The 21592-nt window shown below is 44.5% G+C and carries 18 protein-coding genes; 9 read left to right on the forward strand and 9 right to left on the reverse strand.

All coding sequences use genetic code 11. The features are described 5' to 3' along the window. Positions 1-130: 130 nt before the first annotated feature. From ompR to NI461_RS07115, 4 genes are all read left to right on the forward strand, one after another. Positions 131-895, forward strand: a complete 765-nt coding sequence (gene ompR, locus NI461_RS07100) for a two-component system response regulator OmpR (RefSeq protein WP_151207397.1) — start codon at positions 131-133, stop codon at positions 893-895. A 329-nt stretch (positions 896-1224) separates the two neighbouring features. Continuing rightward, positions 1225-2685: an ATP-binding protein gene (locus NI461_RS07105; protein ID WP_151207398.1), complete on the forward strand. Its 1461-nt coding sequence runs from the start codon at positions 1225-1227 to the stop codon at positions 2683-2685. Between the two features lie 205 nt (positions 2686-2890). Continuing rightward, on the forward strand, positions 2891-4408 hold the full coding sequence (locus NI461_RS07110) for an acetyl-CoA hydrolase/transferase family protein (protein WP_151207400.1): 1518 nt from the start codon (positions 2891-2893) through the stop codon (positions 4406-4408). A gap of 180 nt (positions 4409-4588) precedes the next feature. Then, on the forward strand, positions 4589-5281 hold the full coding sequence (locus tag NI461_RS07115) for a DsbA family oxidoreductase (protein ID WP_151207402.1): 693 nt from the start codon (positions 4589-4591) through the stop codon (positions 5279-5281). Positions 5282-5361: 80 nt separating this feature from the next. Here NI461_RS07115 and NI461_RS07120 read toward each other — a convergent pair whose 3' ends face one another. Next, on the reverse strand, positions 5362-5562 hold the full coding sequence (locus NI461_RS07120) for a dodecin family protein (protein ID WP_151205002.1): 201 nt from the start codon (positions 5560-5562) through the stop codon (positions 5362-5364). Between the two features lie 392 nt (positions 5563-5954). Between NI461_RS07120 and NI461_RS07125 the strand changes: the two genes are divergently transcribed. The 4 genes from NI461_RS07125 (at position 5955) to NI461_RS07140 (ending at position 9178) form a co-directional block, all read left to right on the forward strand. Further along, positions 5955-6122 carry a hypothetical protein gene (locus NI461_RS07125; RefSeq protein WP_171478843.1) on the forward strand — a complete coding sequence of 56 codons (168 nt, stop codon included), beginning with the start codon at positions 5955-5957 and terminating at the stop codon, positions 6120-6122. A 266-nt stretch (positions 6123-6388) separates the two neighbouring features. Beyond that, complete coding sequence (locus tag NI461_RS07130; RefSeq protein ID WP_151205004.1) at positions 6389-6568, forward strand: hypothetical protein; 180 nt, start codon at positions 6389-6391, stop codon at positions 6566-6568. A 9-nt stretch (positions 6569-6577) separates the two neighbouring features. After that, a complete protein-coding gene (locus NI461_RS07135) occupies positions 6578-7969 on the forward strand; it encodes a hypothetical protein (protein WP_151207404.1) in 1392 nt (463 codons plus the stop codon). 93 nt (positions 7970-8062) lie between these two features. Next, the gene (locus tag NI461_RS07140) at positions 8063-9178 is read left to right on the forward strand and encodes a hypothetical protein (RefSeq protein WP_151207407.1); all 1116 of its coding nucleotides are present in this window, start codon (positions 8063-8065) and stop codon (positions 9176-9178) included. Between the two features lie 311 nt (positions 9179-9489). Here the strand turns inward: NI461_RS07140 and htpG are convergent, their stop codons facing one another. The 5 genes from htpG to NI461_RS07165 form a co-directional block, all read right to left on the reverse strand. Next, positions 9490-11409, reverse strand: coding sequence for a molecular chaperone HtpG (htpG, locus tag NI461_RS07145; protein ID WP_151207409.1), 1920 nt, complete (start codon positions 11407-11409; stop codon positions 9490-9492). 153 nt (positions 11410-11562) lie between these two features. Next, positions 11563-11907, reverse strand: coding sequence for a lysozyme inhibitor LprI family protein (locus NI461_RS07150; protein WP_151207411.1), 345 nt, complete (start codon positions 11905-11907; stop codon positions 11563-11565). 177 nt (positions 11908-12084) lie between these two features. Next, positions 12085-12690, reverse strand: a complete 606-nt coding sequence (locus tag NI461_RS07155; protein ID WP_151205013.1) for an OmpW family outer membrane protein — start codon at positions 12688-12690, stop codon at positions 12085-12087. Between the two features lie 319 nt (positions 12691-13009). After that, complete coding sequence (locus tag NI461_RS07160; protein ID WP_151207413.1) at positions 13010-14377, reverse strand: Na+/H+ antiporter NhaC family protein; 1368 nt, start codon at positions 14375-14377, stop codon at positions 13010-13012. A gap of 78 nt (positions 14378-14455) precedes the next feature. After that, positions 14456-15358, reverse strand: a complete 903-nt coding sequence (locus tag NI461_RS07165) for an alpha/beta fold hydrolase (RefSeq protein WP_253156870.1) — start codon at positions 15356-15358, stop codon at positions 14456-14458. 116 nt (positions 15359-15474) lie between these two features. Between NI461_RS07165 and NI461_RS07170 the strand changes: the two genes are divergently transcribed. Beyond that, entirely contained in the window at positions 15475-15966 is a 492-nt protein-coding gene (locus NI461_RS07170; RefSeq protein ID WP_171480680.1) for a DUF4442 domain-containing protein, read from the forward strand. 72 nt (positions 15967-16038) lie between these two features. Here NI461_RS07170 and NI461_RS07175 read toward each other — a convergent pair whose 3' ends face one another. The 3 genes from NI461_RS07175 to rpoC form a co-directional block, all read right to left on the reverse strand. Then, entirely contained in the window at positions 16039-16401 is a 363-nt protein-coding gene (locus NI461_RS07175; protein WP_151207419.1) for a DNA transfer protein p32, read from the reverse strand. Positions 16402-16552: 151 nt separating this feature from the next. Continuing rightward, complete coding sequence (locus NI461_RS07180) at positions 16553-17092, reverse strand: hypothetical protein (RefSeq protein WP_151207421.1); 540 nt, start codon at positions 17090-17092, stop codon at positions 16553-16555. A 180-nt stretch (positions 17093-17272) separates the two neighbouring features. Beyond that, positions 17273-21472, reverse strand: a complete 4200-nt coding sequence (gene rpoC / locus NI461_RS07185) for a DNA-directed RNA polymerase subunit beta' (protein WP_151207423.1) — start codon at positions 21470-21472, stop codon at positions 17273-17275. Positions 21473-21592: the final 120 nt, after the last annotated feature.

Raw genomic sequence — 21592 nt, forward strand, 5'->3', positions numbered from 1 at the left:
GTATCTATGTCTTGATTTTAACTGCAATATTTGGTGCTTTAGAGCATAGTCAATGAATAGTCATGAATCGTATACTCAACGTCTGTTTTCAGTTTTGTTTACGACGACAATAAAGAATAAGGAGCATCTCATGAATTTAGTGGTACCTGCTGAAAAAACCGATGCCGTACAAAGCGAAACCGACCGAGTCGAACGCATCCTGGTTGTCGATGATGACGTGCGTCTGCGTACCCTGCTACAACGCTTTTTGGAAGATAAAGGCTTTGTAGTCAAAACCGCACATGATGCAACCCAAATGGATCGGCTTTTACAGCGGGAATTATTTTCTCTGATTGTGCTCGACTTTATGCTGCCGGTGGAAGATGGCCTGAGTATCTGTCGTCGTTTACGCCAGTCCAATATCGATACGCCAATTATTATGCTGACCGCACGTGGCAGTGATTCAGATCGTATTGCGGGTCTGGAAGCCGGCGCCGATGACTATCTGCCAAAGCCGTTTAACCCAAATGAACTACTGGCACGTATTCGTGCGGTTTTACGCCGTCAGGTGCGTGAGGTTCCTGGCGCACCAAGCCAGCAGATGGAAGTGGTGAGCTTCGGTCCATGGTCTCTGGATCTGTCTACTCGTACCCTGACTCGTGAAGGTCAAGTGGTCACTTTAACCACGGGTGAGTTTGCCGTACTCAAAGCCTTGGTACAACATCCGCGTGAGCCTTTGACCCGTGACAAGCTGATGAATCTGGCACGTGGCCGTGAATGGGGCGCGATGGAACGCTCGATTGATGTTCAGGTGTCCCGTTTGCGTCGTCTGGTGGAAGAGAATCCAGCCCGTGCGCGTTATATTCAAACGGTGTGGGGGGTAGGTTATGTCTTTGTTCCAGATGGTGCGGAGTAATTTTTTCGTATCAGAAAAAATAGGATGAGTTGTCCGTAGCTATATTTCTGATTTTGAATTGCGTGACAAACTCATTCGCAACTGTTTAAAGCAGGAAGTATTTATCTCTAATGTTTCTACGACACAGTGAGGATTTGCTGCAATTTGACGGGTTTTGCGATGAGCAGTACTGCTCCGCAAGATGGTTGTGCCTACTTTTGCCAAAACAACAGTAGGTTGAACCGAAGCTTTCAACCTTTATCTCAATTCCAGGCAGTTTAACTCCGCTAGGATAAGGACTTTTAATTGACTCATCATAATTTGCTGAAGTCATAGCACAGGATTGCTCAGTGAAACTCGACCCCATCGACCCGCAAGAATTTACCGACTTTGTCCGTTACTCGGAAAAAAAACGCACCCGCTGGGAACGCTTTTTAGACAAAATCAAACCCCGTTCCGCCGCCCTGCGCACCACGGTGCTGGTGGTTTTTGTGGTGCTGTTCAGCCTGTTTATGTCGATCTGGTTTTTCTGGCGTACCCTGTATCTGCCTGAAATCCAGCAGCATGCACGCTATTTGGCAGTTGAACTGGAAATCCTGAACAACCCGAATCTACGCCTGTATCATAATGATCAGCAAGTGGATATTGATGCCTATCTAAAAAATCGTCTTGGTATCGAGTACATCACTGATCCGGCGGAATATCCCAATATTAGGGAAAAAGTCATTGCGGAGTTTTTTACCAACCAGATTGAAACAAAGCTGGCCAAAGAGTTAAGAATCGAGCAGGCCACCGTCTATTTCCAGTTTAAGCCAAGTCCGCAGATCTGGATCCAAACACCTGAAATGGATGGCAATTGGGTACGTGAGCCTTTAAAAACCTATGCCAACTATAGTCCTGAGCTGATATGGGGCTGGCTGCTGGGAACACCGCTCATTGCCGGGATTATTATTCTGATCCTGGTACGCCAGTTAAACCGCCCGCTACGCCGCTTGCAAGAAGCAGCCAACAGCTATAGCAATAGTGGATCGGCGCCCTATCTGGATACCAATCACGGACCACTCGAAATCCGCCAGGTGAACCATGCCTTTAACCAGATGATTTATACGCTGGATCAGACCGAACGTGATCGCCGGATTATGCTGGCCGGCATCTCGCATGACTTGCGTACCCCGCTTACCCGCATTCGCCTAAGTGCAGAAATGATGCCCGATGAGGACTTTTTAAAAGAAGGCCTGATTTACGATGTCGAAGACATGGATGCAATTCTGAACCAGTTTATTTCCTATATGCGCGACGGCTCAGATGAAGATTTACAAGATACCAATGTCAACGCCCTGCTGCAGGAGCTGGTCACCCAGTTTAAGCCCTTAGACATCCATTTTAGTCCTCAAGACATTCCACTGATTCAGGTGCGTAGCATGTCCCTGAAACGCTTGATTGGTAACCTGATTAACAATTCAAAGCGCTATGGTGCCGAGCCGATCGAACTTTCTGCGTTTTCAAAAGGCGACCGTCTGCTCATTTCTGTGGCAGACCATGGCGAAGGAATTCCTGAAGATCAGATCGAAGCCCTCATGCAGCCTTTTGTCCGGGGTAATTCTGCCCGCACTGTACAAGGAAGCGGCTTGGGCCTGGCCATTGTAAAGCGTATTGTCGATATTCATGCCGGTGAGCTGCATATCCATAATCGCCCCGAAGGAGGTCTGGAAGCCGTTATTTCCCTTCCTTTGCACAAACCTGATTCAGACGCTTCTGCCCCTGCGAGTACGCTCGATAAAATCCGACAAACGCTCACTGAGCATTTTTAAGATTAGAACAAAAAATGATCAGTTGATTTTTTAGCTTTTCTATACAATTGATTTTATATGTATTTAATTCAACAACTTAAAAAACATCAAATATTCTTATACCTACATTTCGTTAAAAAATTAGACCTTAGCCTAACACCTATGCAAAATGTTTTTTTTGATCGGTACAATCCGTATCATAGTTTAAGAATTAATGAGAGTTGAAATGTCTTTAGATCGTATCCGTTTAGCCTCCCTCCACAACAAAGTCATCAGCCCAGAACAAGCCGCTGCATTCATCGAAGATGGCATGACTGTGGGTATGAGTGGCTTTACTCGCGCCGGCGAAGCTAAGGCAGTTCCTTTGGCTTTGGTACAACGTGCAAAAACCAATCCATTAAAAATCACCCTGATTACTGGTGCCTCGCTCGGTAACGATCTTGACAAACAACTGACTGAAGCAGGCGTATTGGCACGCCGTTTACCTTTCCAGGTAGACAATACCTTACGTAAAGCCATTAACAATGGCGAAGTCATGTTCATTGACCAGCACTTGTCTGAAACTGTTGAACAAATGCGTAACCTGCAATTGAAAAAGCCGGATGTTGCGGTCATTGAAGCTGTTGCGATTACTGAAGATGGCGGCATCATTCCAACAACATCTGTTGGTAACTCTGCAAGCTTTGCAATTTTTGCAGAAAAAGTGATTGTAGAAATCAACACCAACCTCAGCCCGGCATTTGAAGGCTTGCACGATATCTACATTCCGACATATCGTCCAACACGTCAGGCAATTCCATTGACTCAAGTGGAAGAGCGTATCGGTACGCATGCGATTAATATTGACCCATCAAAAATTGTGGGCATCGTATTTAACAACGAATTGCATGACTCTCCATCAACTGTGACTGCACCAGATGATGAGACTCAAGGTATTGCAAACCACTTGATCGCTTTCTTTGAAAAAGAAGTAGCTGAAGGTCGTTTACCTAAAAACCTTGGTCCATTACAAGCAGGTATCGGTTCAATTGCAAACGCAGTATTGACGGGTCTGAAAGATTCTAACTTTGAAGATCTGGTGATGTATTCAGAAGTACTGCAAGACTGTACTTTCGAATTGATCGATGCAGGTAAGATGAAATTCGCTTCAGGTTCTTCAATTACACTTTCTGCAAAATACGGCGAGAAAGTATTTAACAACCTGGAACACTACAAAGACAAACTGGTTCTTCGTCCACAAGAAATCTCTAACCACCCTGAACTGGTTCGCCGTTTAGGTATTATCGGCATCAACACTGCGCTTGAGTTTGATATCTACGGTAACGTCAACTCGACTCACGTCTGCGGTACCAAAATGATGAACGGTATTGGCGGTTCAGGTGACTTTGCACGTAATGCGCACTTGGCGATCTTTGTGACTAAATCAGTAGCAAAAGGTGGCGACATCTCTTCTGTGGTTCCATTTGCCTCTCACATTGACCATGCTGAGCATGACGTAGACATTCTGGTCACAGAACAGGGACTTGCTGACCTGCGTGGCCTTGCTCCACGTGAGCGTGCGCGTGCGATCATCGACAACTGTGCACATCCAATGTACCGTGATGCACTGAACGACTACTTCGACCGTGCCTGTGCAAAAGGCGGCCATACCCCTCATCTGCTTCGCGAAGCATTGGCGTGGCATTCTAACTTTGAAGAACATGGTCATATGCTGACTGCAGAAGTTGCAGTTAAAACAGCATAAGCTAAAGAAGCGAACCATTTAAAAACGCCCTGCGGGGCGTTTTTTTATTCCCCCCAGGTTTAAACCCTGTCGTGCTGGTGCTGTTATTTGAGCTACAGATGCGGGCACTTTTGCTAGAGGGCTTTAAATTCCGATTCTTCACCCTCATACTGAACTCAAGAGTCAAATCAGAGACATGCTATGCGCGTAGATATTTGGTCAGATGTAGTCTGTCCGTTTTGTTATATTGGTAAAAAACGTCTGGAAGCCGCTGCCGAAGAAGCCGGGATTGAACTTGAGCTACATTGGCACAGCTTTCAGCTCGACCCGGAAGCACCGCCTCGTCAGGAAATTTCCAACTCGGAGCGTCTGGCCCAAAAATATGGCCGTTCAGTTGCCGAAGTTGAAGACATGCAGCGCAATATCGCCGAGATGGCAAAGGCGGAAGGAATTGAATTTAACTGGGAAGGTGCCAATTCTGGCAATACCCTGAATGCACATCGTATTATTCATCTGGCCCAAAGCAAAGGTTTGGGCAATGAAGCCCAGGAAGCCTTCTTCTATAGCTATATGACACAAGGTCTGGCGATTGGCGAGCGTGAAACCCTGGAAGATGTCGCTGCCCGGATTGGCCTGAACCCAGTTGAAGTCGATGACCTACTGGACTCAGATGAATATGCGGACTTCGTACAGTATGATCAGGAAATCGCGCGTGACCAGCTCAAAGTGACTGGTGTCCCGTTCTTTGTCTTTGATCAGCGTATTGCCCTGGCAGGTGCACAGCCCAAAGAAGTCTTCTTGCAGGTTTTGGCCAAAGCCTTGGAAACACCACACACTGGTTCGGCTGAGCAGTGCTCTGCTGACGCTTGTGACCTACCCAACCAGCCTGAATAAATAGGCCCCACTAAAAAATCCCCATTCAAGCTGGGGATTTTTTATAATAATTATTTATTGGTACCGCGCTTTATTCACATTTAATCAACCAGAAAACTAATCTTGAGATTGACGCGGTATTCGGTAATTTTATTGTCTTTAATTACAACTTTCTGCTCATTAATCCAAGCTCCCTGAACATTCTTGACGGTTTCCGTGACCTTTGCAATGCCAGTTTGGATGGCATCCTCAAAACTCTTATTACTACTGGAGTTGACTTCGACGACCTTTGCAATTGCCATGATAAAACTCACTGTAAACATGAATGAATGGTTATCTTAGACTGTTTTTCAGGCTGCACGTTGTTTATTAAACAAGCTATAGCAAACGCTTACAGGGTTCAAACAATACAATAAAATCGGGTTTGCTTCTACTTGGAGCTTCTCTAAGAGCCTCTCTATTACCTTGCACTTTTATCTCTCTTTACAAGTATAAAAAGCCTATAAAATCAGACTTGAAGCATAGAGCAAACACTCTAATACATTGTTTTAAAAGTATTATTTTTCAAAAAATTTTACATTTTGCCGAATTGATCATTTTTTAATAATTGCCATTTGATATGATTTCTACGTTATTTCACTCTCCCATTCATTCTGTTCACGCTGTTGGACATGCTTATCTTAAAGGTCAACTTATGAACATGCTTAAATTTGCTTTGGCTACTGCAATCATGGCTGTTTCTATTCAAGCCTCAGCTCAAATTGCACAAATGGTTTATCTGCCAGACTTTCCTGTGAAAAAAGCTGAGACTGAAACCGTGCAGACAGAGCCTACACCTGTAGAAGATGAAAAAGCGGCTTAATGCTCAGGTATTTTTCATGTGTACAGGCTGAATTTTCAGCCTGTTTTTTATACTCAAACCGGGCAAATGATGCACAAATAAAAGAAGAATTTTCTCAAAATATCAACCTCTCCCCACTTTTTATATTTTCTATTGATTTTTATCACTTTTATTAACTTATATTCATTTAAAATTGCAGGAAAAGTACTCAACATCAGTTCTGAGTTATTGTATGATCTAATGAATCTACAACTCTTATAAATTTACTTTATTATTTAAATTTTGCCATGCATACACTTCAAGCTTTGGTTCAAGGAAAAGTCACACCTCAAATGATTTCTATTGATCATTTAATTGAAATGGCTAAACGTTATAACGATCCTCATTCCGCCGAATACAAACTGATAGAACTGGCCACCAATATATTGCTAGCACAGGCTTTGGACCAAGCGCTGAAACATGTCTAGAGAAATAAAATGAATGCTTTAGTAAAGGCAAAACTGATTAAAGAATTACATGAATTAGAGCAGGCGCTGGATCATGACTCCCTCAGCCTATATGAAACCGCCTGCGCCAAGAAAAGAATTCATGACATTTTTAATTTGTGTGATGAGCCCATTTTTAAAAGCCAGATTTTTGCCTTCAAAAGCCGTACCCAACCCGAACTGGCCGCCTATCAGTTTGTGGCCACCACCTCTTATCAACTCAGTTTTCGTGGCTATTTCCACAATGACACTGAGCTCATACGCAGTTTGAAAGCTTTTTCTGTAGCAGGCTGGGCATTTTTACATCATCCTCAGCAGGGCTGGCAGCTCTGGTTTATGTCATCGGCCGAGATGGAGCCGCAGCACAGTCCTTGGAATGATCTGGAAAGCTGCTATCACTGGCTATTGCAGCACCCCCGCTTTGATTTAAAACCAGATCAACAGCGAATGCCTTCGAGCCTACTCATTCCTTTCGCCGAACAGCCTGCTATCCAGGAAATTTCCCCTTATCATTTGAGCGATTCCCCATCACCTGTACATGCTCCAACCAGAGGGATACAGACTATTCCCCTGCTCTCACAAGTTGTACAGGAAAGCTCCGAAACTCAGGCATCTCTCCTAAGCATGCAGCAGACCTCTTTGCCACACCCGGATACAGCTGTGTCGTATGAAGAGGTTAACTTTCCACTCAACCTGCAACTTGCTGATATGCAGGCGCAGGTACGGCCTCTGGAAATCTCTGATCTGGCGCGCTTATGTAAACTAGAGCTGGATCCTATTGTCGCACCGTGGCATGTCGATCTGGCTTTATATTATGCAGCCGAAGATCAGTGGCAAAACCAGCCAGTGTATTTAATTGAGCAGCTAGATGAACATGGGCAATGGTTGAAATACCTGATGCTTCTGGGTACTTCCAGCCTGCAACAGGCACAGCAGTGTATAGAACACTGGGAAAGTTTATATAAGCGATACTGTATTGCGATTAAATCCATTCAATGGACAGATATTGCGCAGATTTTTACCCAGTTTGATCTCTTATATAACCTCTACCATGATCAGGCTGAAACCTGCTGGACCCACACTGCCTATCTACCTTTTATCCCCGCTTCCTCAATCCATACCTCTAAGTTTATCCAGTTTGAGGAAACCCCGGCAGATTTTTCTACTCCACTTTTATTGTTGCAGGAACATCAAAAAATCCGGGTCATTCATGGTGAGCAGCGCCTGTCCCTGAACCCGCAAGAAAAGACTTATCCATATTTACTCCTGAAACGCAGCAAGCATCTCAACTGGCAGAAGATCCACCAGATTATTTTGAGTCTGCCCCAACCTCTCTCTGTATACACCCTGTATACTGAAATTCTTACTCAAATCACTGAATAATTGATGTTATTTTGTAGTTTCACCTTGCTTTTTTTCCTTATTTTTTAGAAAACTACTATTGAAGCAAGAATATATAAGAGCAAAAAATCTCTCATGCAAATTAATAAAATTACGCGAATCTTATTTGTCTCATTTAGCTTGGGCATGGCCAGCTTTGCGCTCCAGGCAAATTCAACTACGCTTAGCGATTCAAACCCTCTCCCTGACCCGGAAAAATCGGTACCCTCGGGCTTACTGAACCAGATCCCACGCCTGATTGATGCCACACCGACTCTTCTTCCTGAACAGTCAAGTGACGCAATTGTGCTCGCGACAGAGCAGACAGAAAACAACTCCTGGGCCGACCAGAAACAAAAAACGGTACGAGAATGGGCTGATCGTACCGCGCTCAAAATTGATAACTGGTTTGGTCAGCCCCATCCCGATCAGCCTGCCAAAGCCAGCTTGAGAGTTATTCTGGACAATAGCTGGAATAAATATGAAGATTATGAAATCAAGCCGCGTATCCGTGGAAAAATCAAGTTGCCCACCATGGAGCGCAAACTGAGTCTGGTATTTGGTGATGATAGTCTGGACAATGAGCTGGACAGCAATGTGGCCATTACCAACGAAAATTCGAGTAATCCCGATAATCACGGCCTGGATACTAAACGTAGCCGGGAAGAAAATACCTCCTTCGCTTTACGCTGGTCCGAATTTTCCGAGCGTCTGCCTTTTGAAACCGATCTGGATCTGGGTCTGCGCTCAGGCGATGACTTATATGCGCGTGCCAAAATCAGTAAACAGTGGACCATGGACAACGATTATTTTTTCTATGCTGAACAGATTTACCGTTATGGAATTCAAAGTGAAAACTACTTAAGAACCAACCTTGAACTGACACATGCCCGTCCAAATCAGGCCTTTTTGTCTAATCAATTCAGCCTGACTTATGCAGATGAGCAAGATGATGATTTAAAATGGGATAACTATCTGTTTAGGCAGCATCAGTTCTTCAAGGACAATCGTTTTAGTTATGGAATCTATAGTGGAGGTTATTTAAATGACAATGACCTGCGTCTGAATCGCTGGGGACCTTATCTGTCCTGGAGACAACCTTTTTTACGTGAATGGTTCTTTGTCCAAACTGATGTCAACTACTTGAATGATCATCGCGAGAACCGCAGCCATTATCCCGGTGCCTCAGTCCGTCTGGAAGCTTTATTTTAAAATATCCAGCACCTTATCTATTGATGACCCGACAGAACCGAATTTTTAAGGTTACCTCGGCCCTTTAAGACCATGGATTGTAGCCTGATCATGAGGACAAACTGCTCGTAAAATAAGGCGGTACCCTATTTGTTTTAGCGGTATATTTTTTCCTTCCAGCGCTACCCGAGTTCAAATCCCCCTTACATTGAGCTCATCAAACTGGGATATTTTTTTAGCCGCTCCTGTTGCTCGATCATGCCAGCACTTAAGCTGGCATCGAAACAGAAAATCCCTCCGAAGAGGGATTTTAACCTGATGAACTGGTCGACTTAAGCCAGCAACAGGCTGTTAATACGCTTGACGTATTCAGCCGGATCTTCAGGCAGACCACCTTCAGCAATCACGGCCTGATCAAAGATCACATTGGCCAGATCATCAAACTGCTTGGAAGCTTCCAGTTTTTTCACCAATGGATGTTCCGGGTTAATTTCTAGAATTGGCTTGATATCAGGAACCGGCTGGCCTGCATCTTTTAGCATGCGGATCAGCTGCGGTGAAAGTTCGCCTTCTCCTGTGACCAGACAGGCTGGAGAGTCAACCAGACGGGTCGTCACCCGCACTTCTTTGGTCTTGTCTTTGAGTGAATCTGTCAGCTTGTCAACCACAGGCTTAAACTGGGCTGCTGCTTCTTCCAGTGCTTTTTTCTCTTCGGCATCCTGAAGATCACCTAGATCAACTGCGCCTTTAGACACATTTTGCAGCGGTGTACCCTCAAACTCATGCACGAAGTTCATCGCCCATTCATCTACACGTTCGGTCATGAGCAAGACTTCAATGCCTTTTTTCTTGAACACTTCCAGTTGCGGAGAGTTTTTCGCGGCATTCAGGCTGTCAGCAGTCACATAATAAATCGCTTTCTGGCCTTCCTTCATAGCGGCTTTATAGTCTGCCAATGAGGTACTTACTTCATCATTGTTCGATGTGGCATAACGCAGCAGTTTTAAAATACGTTCGCGGTTCCCCATATCTTCGCCTAAGCCCTCTTTCAGCACGGCGCCAAATTCCTGATAGAAGGTCTTGAATTTTTCCTGATCTTTTTCATCTTCAGACTTCGCCAAAGCATCGAGTGTGGTCAGGATACGACGGGTATTGCCTTCACGAATGGTTTTGACATCGCGGCTTTCCTGCAGCAATTCACGGCTGACGTTCAATGGCAGATCGGCACTGTCCACCACCCCGTGTACAAAGCGTAAGTAGTTTGGAATCAGGTTATCTGCTTCATCCATAATGAAGACACGTTTTACATACAGCTTGATCCCGGCTTTGGCCTCGCGGGTGAAAATATCATGGGGTGCCTTGCTTGGAATATACAACAGTTGAGTATATTCAGTGCTGCCTTCTACACGGTTATGCGCCCAGGCCAGAGGTGCAGAGAAATCATGAGTCAGGTTTTTATAGAACTCGGTATATTGTTCTTCGGTAATTTCAGATTTGTTACGGGTCCATAAAGCACTGGCCGAGTTAATCGCTTCCCATTCATCAGTTTTCACATATTGACCGCCTTGAGCAGTCTCACCTTCAGCAGCCTCTTCTTCCTGCCAGACTTCTTTTTGCATCTGGATTGGCAGGCTGATGTGATCTGAATATTTATTGATAATCTGCTTCACTTTATAGCTTTGCAGATACTCAAGCGCATCTTCCCGCAAATGCAGGATGATATCGGTACCACGGCTTTCTTTGGTGATCTGCTCAACCTCAAATTCACCCGTCCCCCCACTGATCCAGCGTACGCCTTCAGATGTGTCTGCACCCGCACGGCGTGATTCAACCGTGATTTTATCTGCCACAATAAAACCTGAATAGAACCCCACACCAAACTGACCAATCAGCTGGGCATCGGATTTTTGATCACCAGTCAGTTTGGACATAAAGTCTTTGGTGCCTGATTTGGCAATCGTACCCAGATTATCAGTGGCTTCCTGCTGGCTTAAACCGATGCCATTATCCGAAATAGTGATGGTTTTATGGTCTGCATCCAGACTGACACGCACCCGAAGATCAGGATCATTTTCATAATATTCAGGATGATTGATGCCTTCAAAACGTAATTTGTCACAGGCATCAGAAGCATTCGAAATGAGTTCGCGCAGGAAAATTTCAGGATTGGAATACAGGGAATGCGTTACAAGATGTAGTAACTGGGCCACTTCTGCCTGAAAGCTGTGTTTTTGTGCGCTTGATTCGCTCATTGGTCACTCCTTTTATTTTTAAATACAGATCACAACTGTTGCCAATATGAATGGAGGGAGTTGGCCAATTTTCAATAGAAAAACTTAAATTTTTTCTGCCATAACGCTTTTAGCGCAGTCATTTGCATAAATTTAATTGAATTAGACCTTATCTTAATAAGGTCCCAACCTGTAAATCCGCTCAAAATGCAGATCCAGCTCCTGCTGGCGCATCGTATAAACCTGACTTAAACAGGAAACTGATTCCCGACAGCGATTACGGAATTGCAGCCATTTCACCTGGTCTCTCTGAATTACCGAACGGGTTCCCATCGGCACCAGACGGCGCAAAATATTATAAGTTGTACTCATTTTGACATCGGCATCATTGAGCGAAGTATGCTGACAAATGGCTTTTTCAGTAACTGTCTCGGCTTTATTACAATTAAAACTGGCAGCATGGCTCTCCATGACTATCAGACAGCTTACGATCACAAGACCCTTTAATAAAAAATTCATGTCAATTTTTCTCCTTATTATGAAGTCATATTCAATTAATATTTACTTTATGGATTCTAATATATTTAGATATAGCCAATCTGCTCAATCTTAATTCGTTATAAATCGTTGTTATTTTGAAAAAAAAGCCTCATCAACGATGAGGCTTTTGGAAAAACATATCCGAATTATGAAAGCTTAGAATTTGTAGCTATAACCTAGTGTATAGATTACTGGATCAATATCTAATTTAAAATTTTCGACTGCTGTTTCAACTTTTGGATTAAGGTCTGCATAACGTACATCTGCAAATACACCCCAATTTTTAGCATCTGCTGGTTGGAAGTTAAAACCGATTTGAGCAGCATAGCCAAAGTCCTCTTTAACTTTAACTTTAGTATTCGCTAAATCTCCTGAAGCTTCCTCATCCCAGGGAATAAATGCTGTCGCACCTACACCGATATAGGGGGTGAAAGCAGTTGAATTTTTAAAATTATATTTAGCTGTAATCGTTGGTGGTAAATGTTTTAATTTAACACCTGCTGTTGCTGCACCAGTCACATTTACATCATGGCTAATTGGAGTAGCTAAAAGTAACTCTGCCGAGAAGTTATCATTAAAAAAATATTCTACCGATGGTGTAAAAGCAAGCTCACTATCAGCTTCTACCGTCATAGTATCATTCGCGATCTGTTTGTCTTGAGTTGGAGCAATTGCAGAACCACCTACTTTGACCTGCCATTGGCCCGCCATTGCCGATGCAGAAAGACCCATTAATACAATTAGAGCAGTTTGCTTTAACATTTAAAAACACCCCTTTGGAAGATCAATTATAAAAAACAATCATTAATTAATAATAAACACGAGGAGAATTAATATGCAATAGTGATTATAATACAAAAAAATCAATATTATTTAAGCTGCTGTTATTTAAGTTAATTTATTTTAAATAGACTAAATTGGTTGGTTTTATATTTTCAGATTTTCAATAATAAAAAACAGGATTTTATTCAGACTATAATACTCAGGATTTAATTAAAAAAACTTAAAGATATATTTAAAATGCATTTTAAAAATTAAAATAAAATCTGCCCTAAATCAATTAGGGCAGATTTAAACCCTTTTACAGGATCATGGCGGCAATCCAGCCAAAAATGATTAAAGGGATATTAAAATGAATAAAGGTAGGAATCACACTGTCTTTCATATGATCGTGCTGACCATCCATATTCAGGCCTGAGGTTGGTCCTAAAGTCGAGTCTGAGGCTGGAGAACCTGCATCTCCCAGCGCAGCCGCAGTGCCAATAAGAGCAATGGTGGCAGCAGGACTAAAGCCGAACTGGATACACAGTGGCACATAGATGATCGCCAGAATCGGCACAGTCGAAAATGAAGAGCCTATCCCCAAGGTAATCAACAGACCAATCAACAGCATCAAAAAGGCAGCCAGAGCCTGACTGTTACCAATCCAGTTGACCGATGCTTCAACCAGAGCGGGAATCTGGTTCGTCGCGTCAATCACCGCGGCAAAACCTTGTGCAGCAATCATGATAAAGCCGACCAGCGCCATCATGCGCATACCGGTAATAATCACATCATCCGCTTCTTTCCATTTAAAGATACCGGCACAGCTTAAAATCGCCACACCGACCAGACCCGCCAGAATCATTGAATCGGAATATAGCTGTACGGCCAGAGTAGCAACAACAGCCAGGCCTGCCATCCAGATGGTAAATTTTGAAATTTCCGGCTTGACCTGCTGCTCTGCTATTCCCAATTCACCCGAAATACTCTGCTGTTCTTCGACATGAATATCCTGATAATAGCGCGGCTTGCGGTAGCTGATAAACATGGCCACCAGAAGGCCCACAAACATCCCGAAGACCGGGATCGCCATCGCTCTTGGGATCTGATCATAGCTGATCTCAAAACCATAAGGCTTACCAAAGGTATTGATATTCTGACCCAGAATATCATTCAGGAAGATGGCACCAAAACCGACCGGAACCAGCATATAGGTACCGACCAGACCAAAGGTCAGCAGACAGGTAATTAAACGGCGATCCAGACTCAGATGATTAAATACCAGCAATAACGGTGGAATTAGCACCGGAATAAAAGCGATATGTACCGGAATCATATTTTGCGAGAAGATAGCCGAGATCGCGACCGTACAGAAAATCAGGTATTTCACCCGGTTTCGGGCCTTGAGGGAGACCTCACCTTTTAAGGTGCTGATCATCTTATAAGCCAGCAAGTCAGGCAGTCCAGAACGTGCCAGAGCGAGGGCAAATGCACCTAAAATACCGTAGGCCAGGGCAATTTTGGCGCCTCCACCCAGACCATTGTTAAATGCATCTAAAGTTCCCTGAAGACCCAGGCCTGCCAGCAAACCACCCGTAACAGCACCAATGACCAAGGCAAAAACCACAGGCACACGCGCCAGTGAGAGTCCAAACATGACCCCAATAGCAGCAAGAATTGCGAACATAATGAATTGAAAATAAGAGAAAACGGCTATTTTATCAGAAAATCCGGATAAAAATTCCTCTCCTTATCCTTTCATCAGTCACGATTTTTCGCGCCCTATTTTATTGGCCTGAATCGATTTCTGCTGAATAAACTGGTCAAGATAATGAGCAACTTTCTCTGGCTGGCTGAGAATCGCCCAATGATTGGCTGCCAGTTCGACCCGGGAGAAATCTTCTGCCCAAACCTGTATTTCATCGACTAAATCCGGACCCACAAAGTTGTCATACTGCAGCACAATGGCCTGTACAGGACAAATAGCAAAACGCTGTCTAGGTCGGGTTAAACGGGGTAAAAAATTGGCCCGATACAGATTAACGCCATATTTGCCATCTTTGACAATATTCTCATTTAAAGGCAAGTCATGACGATGCTCTAAATGGCTCACGATTTTATTCCAGCGTTGCGGGTTAAAACAGTTCCAGACAGCAGGCGCCAGCCAAGGCAATTGAAAAGCAGCGATATACCAGGACTTGCTGAGCTGCTTTAAAAAATTTGTCCGATTCTGCTTGAATTGCTTCCGCATCCAGAAAGCTGCATGATCCAGACAAGGCCCTGACAAGGTTGTATAAGATAGAATTCGCCCCTTAAATTCAGGGCTGGTGACTGCTTCCCAGGCTTGAATTGAGCCCCAATCGTGTGCTGCCAGATGAAAAGCCTGTCCGGGTAAAACGAAGTCGACGATTTCTTGCAAGTCCTGGGCTAAGCGTGACAAACGATAGTCACGAATTTTTTCAGGTACACTGGACTCCCCTGCACCACGCACATCGTAACTCACAATAAAATAGTTCTCGCTTAAACAGGCAATAATCGGCTCCCATACCGCCTGATGATCCGGATAACCATGAATCAGTACCAGAGCGGGCTGCCCGGCCTGCCCCCAAGTCTTGACACATAGGCGTTGCTGATCACTGGTTTGCACCCAATGGGTTGATATATTCATAACAAATTCCTTTATTTTTATTGACCATTCTATTTACAAATTGATGTAATTTATCAATGCCGGCGTAGGCGGGTTGTTCTAGTATGCTGAGCTATACAATAAAAATGAATATCAATATGAGCCTGTTTCGAAAAATTCAGCGTTTCCCTTTCATTTCCAAATTTATTCTGAATCACTATCCCCCTTATCGGGGTGCCGGCATTGTGATTGATGAAATGAACTTTGCGGATTATCACATCCGGGTAAAAATGCCCTTAACTGGCAAGAACCAGAATATCGTGGGGGTCCATTTCGGCGGTAGCCTGTATTCCATGGTGGATCCCTTTTATATGCTGCTGCTCATGCACCATTTGGGTTCCAAATATATCGTTTGGGATAAAGAAGCCTGGATTCGTTTTCTGGCTCCAGGCCGTGGCACGGTACATGCCGATATCCGGATTTCTGCAGAAGAAGTGAATACGATTATTGAGCTGGCAGCCAACCACCAGCCAGTTTATCGTCATTACCAGCTCAATATTTATGATGAATCTGGTGTACGCATTGCAGAAGTCCAGAAAACAGTTTATATCCGGCGCAAGCAGAGCAAATCCAAACCTCATGCTGAATGATCTGGCCAGGACAAAAGCCCAGATAAAATAAAAGCGCCATAAAGGCGCTTTTAGCTCTGCTCAACCGCTGTTTTAACGACGACGCTCCTGTTCGATCGCAGCACCTGCACCGCCACCAATTGCACCGCCAATGGCAGCACCGGCATTTCCACCAAAGATACTTTTACCCACAGCTGAGCCCACTGCCCCACCGACACCACTATAAGTCGCATTACGGTTTGAGCCACTTTGAGATTTACTTCCTACGGCCGCACCAGCACCACCGCCAATGGCTGCACCAGTACCACCACCTACACTATTACCTACACCACCACCAATAGCACCGCCTAGTGCCGCTGCCCCAATACGTTGTTCAGAGGCACTCATGCTTTCACAACCTGCCAACATCAGGGTAGATAGTGAGGCAATTGCAATCATACTCATATATTTTTTCATGAGATTTGTCCTTTTGGCTATTTCTTACAGCATAGATGATAAGAATGAACTTAAAATCAGTGAAATGTTACTATTACAAGTTCTATTGCTGAAATTTGTAAACAAAAAGCCTTAAAGAGTTTAAGGCTTTTGATACAGCAGTAGGGATGACTTATTCTGCTTCTGTCAGCACAACCACATCCTTGGTAGTAGTACCATTCTCTTGAACCACCGCATGAGTAATACTCTCAGTGCTGTTTGGATCTTTGAATTGATCAAGCTGAAGCGTTTTACGCACAGGCTCTTGTCCTTTCTTTAACTCTACCCCTTGAGCATCAATCGCCTTAGCTTCAGCAAGCACCACCCCCTCTTGAGTAACCTTTGATTTTATTTCAATTTTTGAGGTAGGCACAATTATGCTACCCGGCTGAATCACAGGTACAGACATTTTTTGCTCTGAAAATTGGCCAGCCTGGTCTTCCAATACTACATCTCGCGCCACCAGATCTTTACCACCATTTGAGACTTCAAAAATCGTGGCTTCCGTGGTGCGTACAGGTTGCTGACCTTTGATGGTACGAATAATCTGGGTTTTAACAATGGGCACCACACCTTTGTCTTCTAACACAATCGTATTTGGCATCGGTGCAGCCATCGTTTGGCTGGTCACTACAAATACACTGAGAGCCAGCAATTTTTGTATAAGTTTCATAGATGAATTCCCCTAGGTTTTATTCGTAAATTATTACGTTAGAAAAATGAAAGAATTTGTGTACTTATATTTTCACTATAGGAAAAATGTGAAATTTATTAAAGCTTAAAGCGAGTTTTGTAACAAAAGGATAAAAAAAGCCACCCGGAGGTGGCTTTTTTTATTTATTTAAAGGACCAATTACAGACCATTAAATTCATCATTGAATGCTTGGCTTAGCGCTTGGTCGACATCAGAGAAGTCATTGTGCAGTTCAAATTCTGCAGCTTCCGCTTCCTGACGACGACGCTCGAGGTGATAAGCCAAACCTGTACCCGCCGGGATCAGACGACCTACCACTACGTTTTCTTTCAGACCACGTAAATCATCTTCTTTACCGGTTACAGCCGCTTCAGTTAACACACGAGTTGTTTCCTGGAACGATGCAGCAGAGATGAACGAGTCAGTAGACAGCGACGCTTTGGTAATACCCATCAATTGGCGTTCATACTTCGCAGGGAACTTGTTCTGTGCCAGAACAGCTTGGTTCTCTTGCATTACACGGATGAAATCTACTTGTTCACCTTTGATGAAGCTGGTATCGCCACCATCTGTAATATCTACTTTACGCAGCATTTGACGTACGATCACTTCAATATGCTTGTCGTTGATTTTTACACCTTGCAGACGGTATACATCCTGAACTTCGTTCACGATGTAGTTGGTCAACGCCACTTCACCTTTCAGACGTAAAATGTCATGCGGGTTCTGTGGACCATCAGAAATAGTTTCACCACGGTTCACATGCTCGCCTTCGAACACGTTGATTTGACGCCATTTCGGAATCAGCTCTTCATATACTTCAGAGCCATCATCCGGTGTAATTACCAGACGGTTCTTACCTTTGGTTTCTTTACCGAAGCTGACAATACCAGACACTTCTGCAAGGATCGCATGTTCTTTCGGCTTACGCGCTTCGAACAAGTCCGCAACACGTGGCAGACCACCGGTAATATCACGGGTACGTGAAGATTCCTGTGGTACACGACCGATAACATCACCGACACCAATTGTTTCGCCATCACGCACAGAAAGAATCGTGTTCTGTGGCAGGAAGTAGAACTGCTCGGCACCATCAACAGTATCTAATACCACTGCTGGACGTAAGTCTTTACCAGATACTGGACGTGCAGTCACTGGCAGGATTTCAACAGTGGTCATACCCGTTGCATCATCGGTTTTCGATGTTGCAGTTACACCGTCAGCGATTTGGCTGAAGCGAATCTTACCAGCAACTTCTGTCACCAGTGGATGTGTATGCGGATCCCAAGTGGCTACGATACCGCCTGCTTCCACAGTCTCGCCATCTTTCAGCAAGATAGACGCACCGTATGGCAGTTTATAGCGCTCGCGCTCACGGCCTAAATCATCCGCAATACCGATTTCACCTGAACGTGAAGTCGATACCTGATGACCTTTGGCATGCTGTACAGTTTTCACGTTGTGGAAACGTACAGTACCTTTGTTACGAACCTGTACGCTGTTCGCAGCAGAAGTTCGGCTTGCCGCACCACCGACGTGGAAGGTACGCATCGTTAACTGTGTACCCGGCTCACCAATCGATTGAGCAGCCATAACACCTACAGATTCACCCGGGTTCACCAGATGACCGCGCGCAAGGTCACGACCATAACACTTCGCACATACACCGAAAGTCGATTCACAAGATACAACTGAACGTACTTTCACTTCGTCGACACCTTGCTCTTCCAGGAAGTTTGCAAGCTTTTCGTCGATCAATGTGTTACGCGGCAGAATCACGTCATCTGAACCGGCTTTCTTCACATCTTCTGCAACCACACGACCCAGAACTCGAGTCCCCAAGTTCTCGATCACGTCACCACCCTGAATGAATGGAGTCATTACCAGACCAGACAAGGTGCCACAATCCGGTTCCGTAATGACCAAGTCTTGTGCAACGTCAACCAGACGACGTGTCAGATAACCCGAGTTCGCAGTTTTCAATGCAGTATCGGCCAAACCTTTACGCGCACCGTGCGTCGAGATGAAGTACTGCAGTACGGTCAAACCTTCACGGAAGTTGGCTTTAATTGGGGTTTCAATGATCGAACCATCCGGTTTCGCCATCAAACCACGCATACCCGCCAACTGACGGATCTGAGCTGCGGAACCACGGGCACCGGAGTCAGACATCATATAGATCGAGTTGAATGATTTCTGTTTCTCGTCTTCACCCTGTTTGTTTTTCACAGTGGTGAATGACAAGTTGTCCATCATCGCTTTGGCAACCTGGTCGTTGGTACGTGCCCAAATATCGACCACTTTGTTATAGCGCTCACCAGCAGTGACGAAACCTTGTTCAAACTGTTGTTCGATTTCACGAACTTCAGCTTCAGCTTTACCAATGATAATTTCTTTTTGTGGTGGAATGACCATGTCTTCCATACCCACAGAAACACCTGAACGCGTCGCTTGACGGAAGCCCAAGTACATCAATTGGTCAGCAAAAATAACGGTATCTTTCAGACCCAGCTTACGGTAGCAAGAGTTGATTAACTTAGAGATGTTCTTTTTGGTCATCTCCACGTTAATTTGCTCAAAGCTTAAACCTTCTGGCACAACTTCCCACAGCAGACAGCGACCAGGCGTGGTATCAACAATAATTGTTTGTTGTTCACGTTCGCCATTTTCATTAATTACAGTCTGATGTACACGGGCTTTAACACGAGCGTGCAGGTCAACCTGACCTGTTGCCAATGCGCGGTTGACTTCATGCGTATCCGCGAACACCATGCCTTCACCTTTGGCATTCACTGCATCACGAGTGATGTAGTAAAGACCCAAGACCACGTCCTGAGACGGTACGATGATCGGCTCACCGTTGGCTGGAGACAGAATGTTGTTGGTTGACATCATTAACGCACGAGCTTCTAACTGAGCTTCAAGTGTTAATGGAACGTGGACCGCCATCTGGTCACCGTCAAAGTCGGCGTTAAACGCAGCACAGACGAGCGGATGCAGACGGATTGCCTTACCTTCAATCAGAATCGGTTCAAATGCTTGCAGGCCTAAACGGTGAAGAGTTGGCGCACGGTTCAACATCACTGGATGCTGACGAATCACAGAAGCCAGTACGTCCCAAACTTCTGGAGTCTCGCGCTCCACCATTTTCTTCGCAGCTTTAATGGTGGTGGCTTGGCCAGATGCTTGCAGTTTCGCGAAAATAAACGGCTTGAATAATTCAAGAGCCATTTTTTTCGGAAGACCACATTGGTGTAAACGCAGGTTTGGACCAACAGTAATTACCGAACGACCCGAGTAGTCAACACGCTTACCAAGTAAGTTCTGACGGAAACGACCCTGTTTACCTTTGATCATGTCTGCCAAAGATTTCAATGGACGTTTGTTTGAACCAGTAATGGCACGACCACGACGACCGTTATCTAACAGCGCATCGACAGACTCTTGCAACATACGTTTTTCGTTACGTACGATGATGTCTGGCGCTGCAAGGTCAAGAAGACGTTTCAAACGGTTGTTACGGTTGATCACACGACGGTAAAGATCGTTCAGGTCAGATGTCGCAAAACGACCACCTTCAAGCGGAACCAGCGGACGAAGATCAGGTGGAAGTACTGGAAGTACAGTCAGTACCATCCATTCTGGCTTGTTGTTTGACTCTTTAAACGCTTCCATCAACTTCAAACGCTTAGACGCTTTTTTCAGCTTGGTCTCTGACGTTGTGTTTGGAATTTCTTCACGTAGACGTGAAATTTCGTTTTCAAGATCGATGTCTTTTAACAAATCCTGAACAGCTTCTGCACCCATTTTCGCAGTGAATTCATCACCGTGTTCTTCTAGCGCATTGAAGTATTCTTCATCGTTCAGAAGCTGGTATTTCTCAAATGGCGTCATACCTGGGTCAGTGACCACATATGATTCAAAATACAATACACGTTCGATATCACGCAGTGTCATATCTAATAACAGACCGATACGGCTCGGCAGTGATTTCAGGAACCAGATATGCGCAACTGGAGATGCCAGTTCGATGTGACCCATACGCTCACGACGAACTTTGGCAGTCGTTACTTCAACGCCACATTTTTCACAAATGACGCCTTTGTATTTCATACGCTTGTATTTGCCACACAAGCATTCGTAATCTTTAACTGGACCAAAAATTTTGGCACAGAATAAACCATCACGTTCAGGCTTGAACGTACGGTAGTTAATGGTTTCCGGTTTTTTAACTTCACCATGAGACCACGACTTAATCATTTCTGGTGACGCAAGACCAATACGGATGCGGTCAAACTCTACAGGAGCATGACCGTCTGAATCCGTCTTTTTGCGCATGATATCGAGCAAGTCTTTCAATTTTTTTCTCCGTGTGTTGTGGAGATTTTCGCTACACAACTGGGTCACAAATATTGTTTTTAACTGAATATCCTCCTTCAGTCCCCCCTTTATTACAGGAGGGAAGCTCCAGAGCGCATT

It is taken from the genome of Acinetobacter sp. S4400-12 (assembly GCF_024129495.1).
GTDB lineage: Bacteria > Pseudomonadota > Gammaproteobacteria > Pseudomonadales > Moraxellaceae > Acinetobacter > Acinetobacter lwoffii_C.

Coding starts and splice junctions, on each gene's coding strand:
- htpG (WP_151207409.1), bottom strand. CDS start 11,409: ATGAGCGAATCAAGCGCACAAAAACACAGCTTTCAGGCAGAAGTGGCC.
- NI461_RS07120 (WP_151205002.1), bottom strand. CDS start 5,562: ATGGCAATTGCAAAGGTCGTCGAAGTCAACTCCAGTAGTAATAAGAGT.
- NI461_RS07150 (WP_151207411.1), bottom strand. CDS start 11,907: ATGAATTTTTTATTAAAGGGTCTTGTGATCGTAAGCTGTCTGATAGTC.
- NI461_RS07125 (WP_171478843.1), top strand. CDS start 5,955: ATGAACATGCTTAAATTTGCTTTGGCTACTGCAATCATGGCTGTTTCT.
- NI461_RS07180 (WP_151207421.1), bottom strand. CDS start 17,092: ATGAAACTTATACAAAAATTGCTGGCTCTCAGTGTATTTGTAGTGACC.
- NI461_RS07135 (WP_151207404.1), top strand. CDS start 6,578: ATGAATGCTTTAGTAAAGGCAAAACTGATTAAAGAATTACATGAATTA.
- NI461_RS07165 (WP_253156870.1), bottom strand. CDS start 15,358: ATGAATATATCAACCCATTGGGTGCAAACCAGTGATCAGCAACGCCTA.
- NI461_RS07140 (WP_151207407.1), top strand. CDS start 8,063: ATGCAAATTAATAAAATTACGCGAATCTTATTTGTCTCATTTAGCTTG.
- NI461_RS07160 (WP_151207413.1), bottom strand. CDS start 14,377: ATGTTCGCAATTCTTGCTGCTATTGGGGTCATGTTTGGACTCTCACTG.
- NI461_RS07175 (WP_151207419.1), bottom strand. CDS start 16,401: ATGAAAAAATATATGAGTATGATTGCAATTGCCTCACTATCTACCCTG.
- NI461_RS07110 (WP_151207400.1), top strand. CDS start 2,891: ATGTCTTTAGATCGTATCCGTTTAGCCTCCCTCCACAACAAAGTCATC.
- NI461_RS07170 (WP_171480680.1), top strand. CDS start 15,475: ATGAGCCTGTTTCGAAAAATTCAGCGTTTCCCTTTCATTTCCAAATTT.
- NI461_RS07130 (WP_151205004.1), top strand. CDS start 6,389: ATGCATACACTTCAAGCTTTGGTTCAAGGAAAAGTCACACCTCAAATG.
- ompR (WP_151207397.1), top strand. CDS start 131: ATGAATTTAGTGGTACCTGCTGAAAAAACCGATGCCGTACAAAGCGAA.
- NI461_RS07155 (WP_151205013.1), bottom strand. CDS start 12,690: ATGTTAAAGCAAACTGCTCTAATTGTATTAATGGGTCTTTCTGCATCG.
- NI461_RS07115 (WP_151207402.1), top strand. CDS start 4,589: ATGCGCGTAGATATTTGGTCAGATGTAGTCTGTCCGTTTTGTTATATT.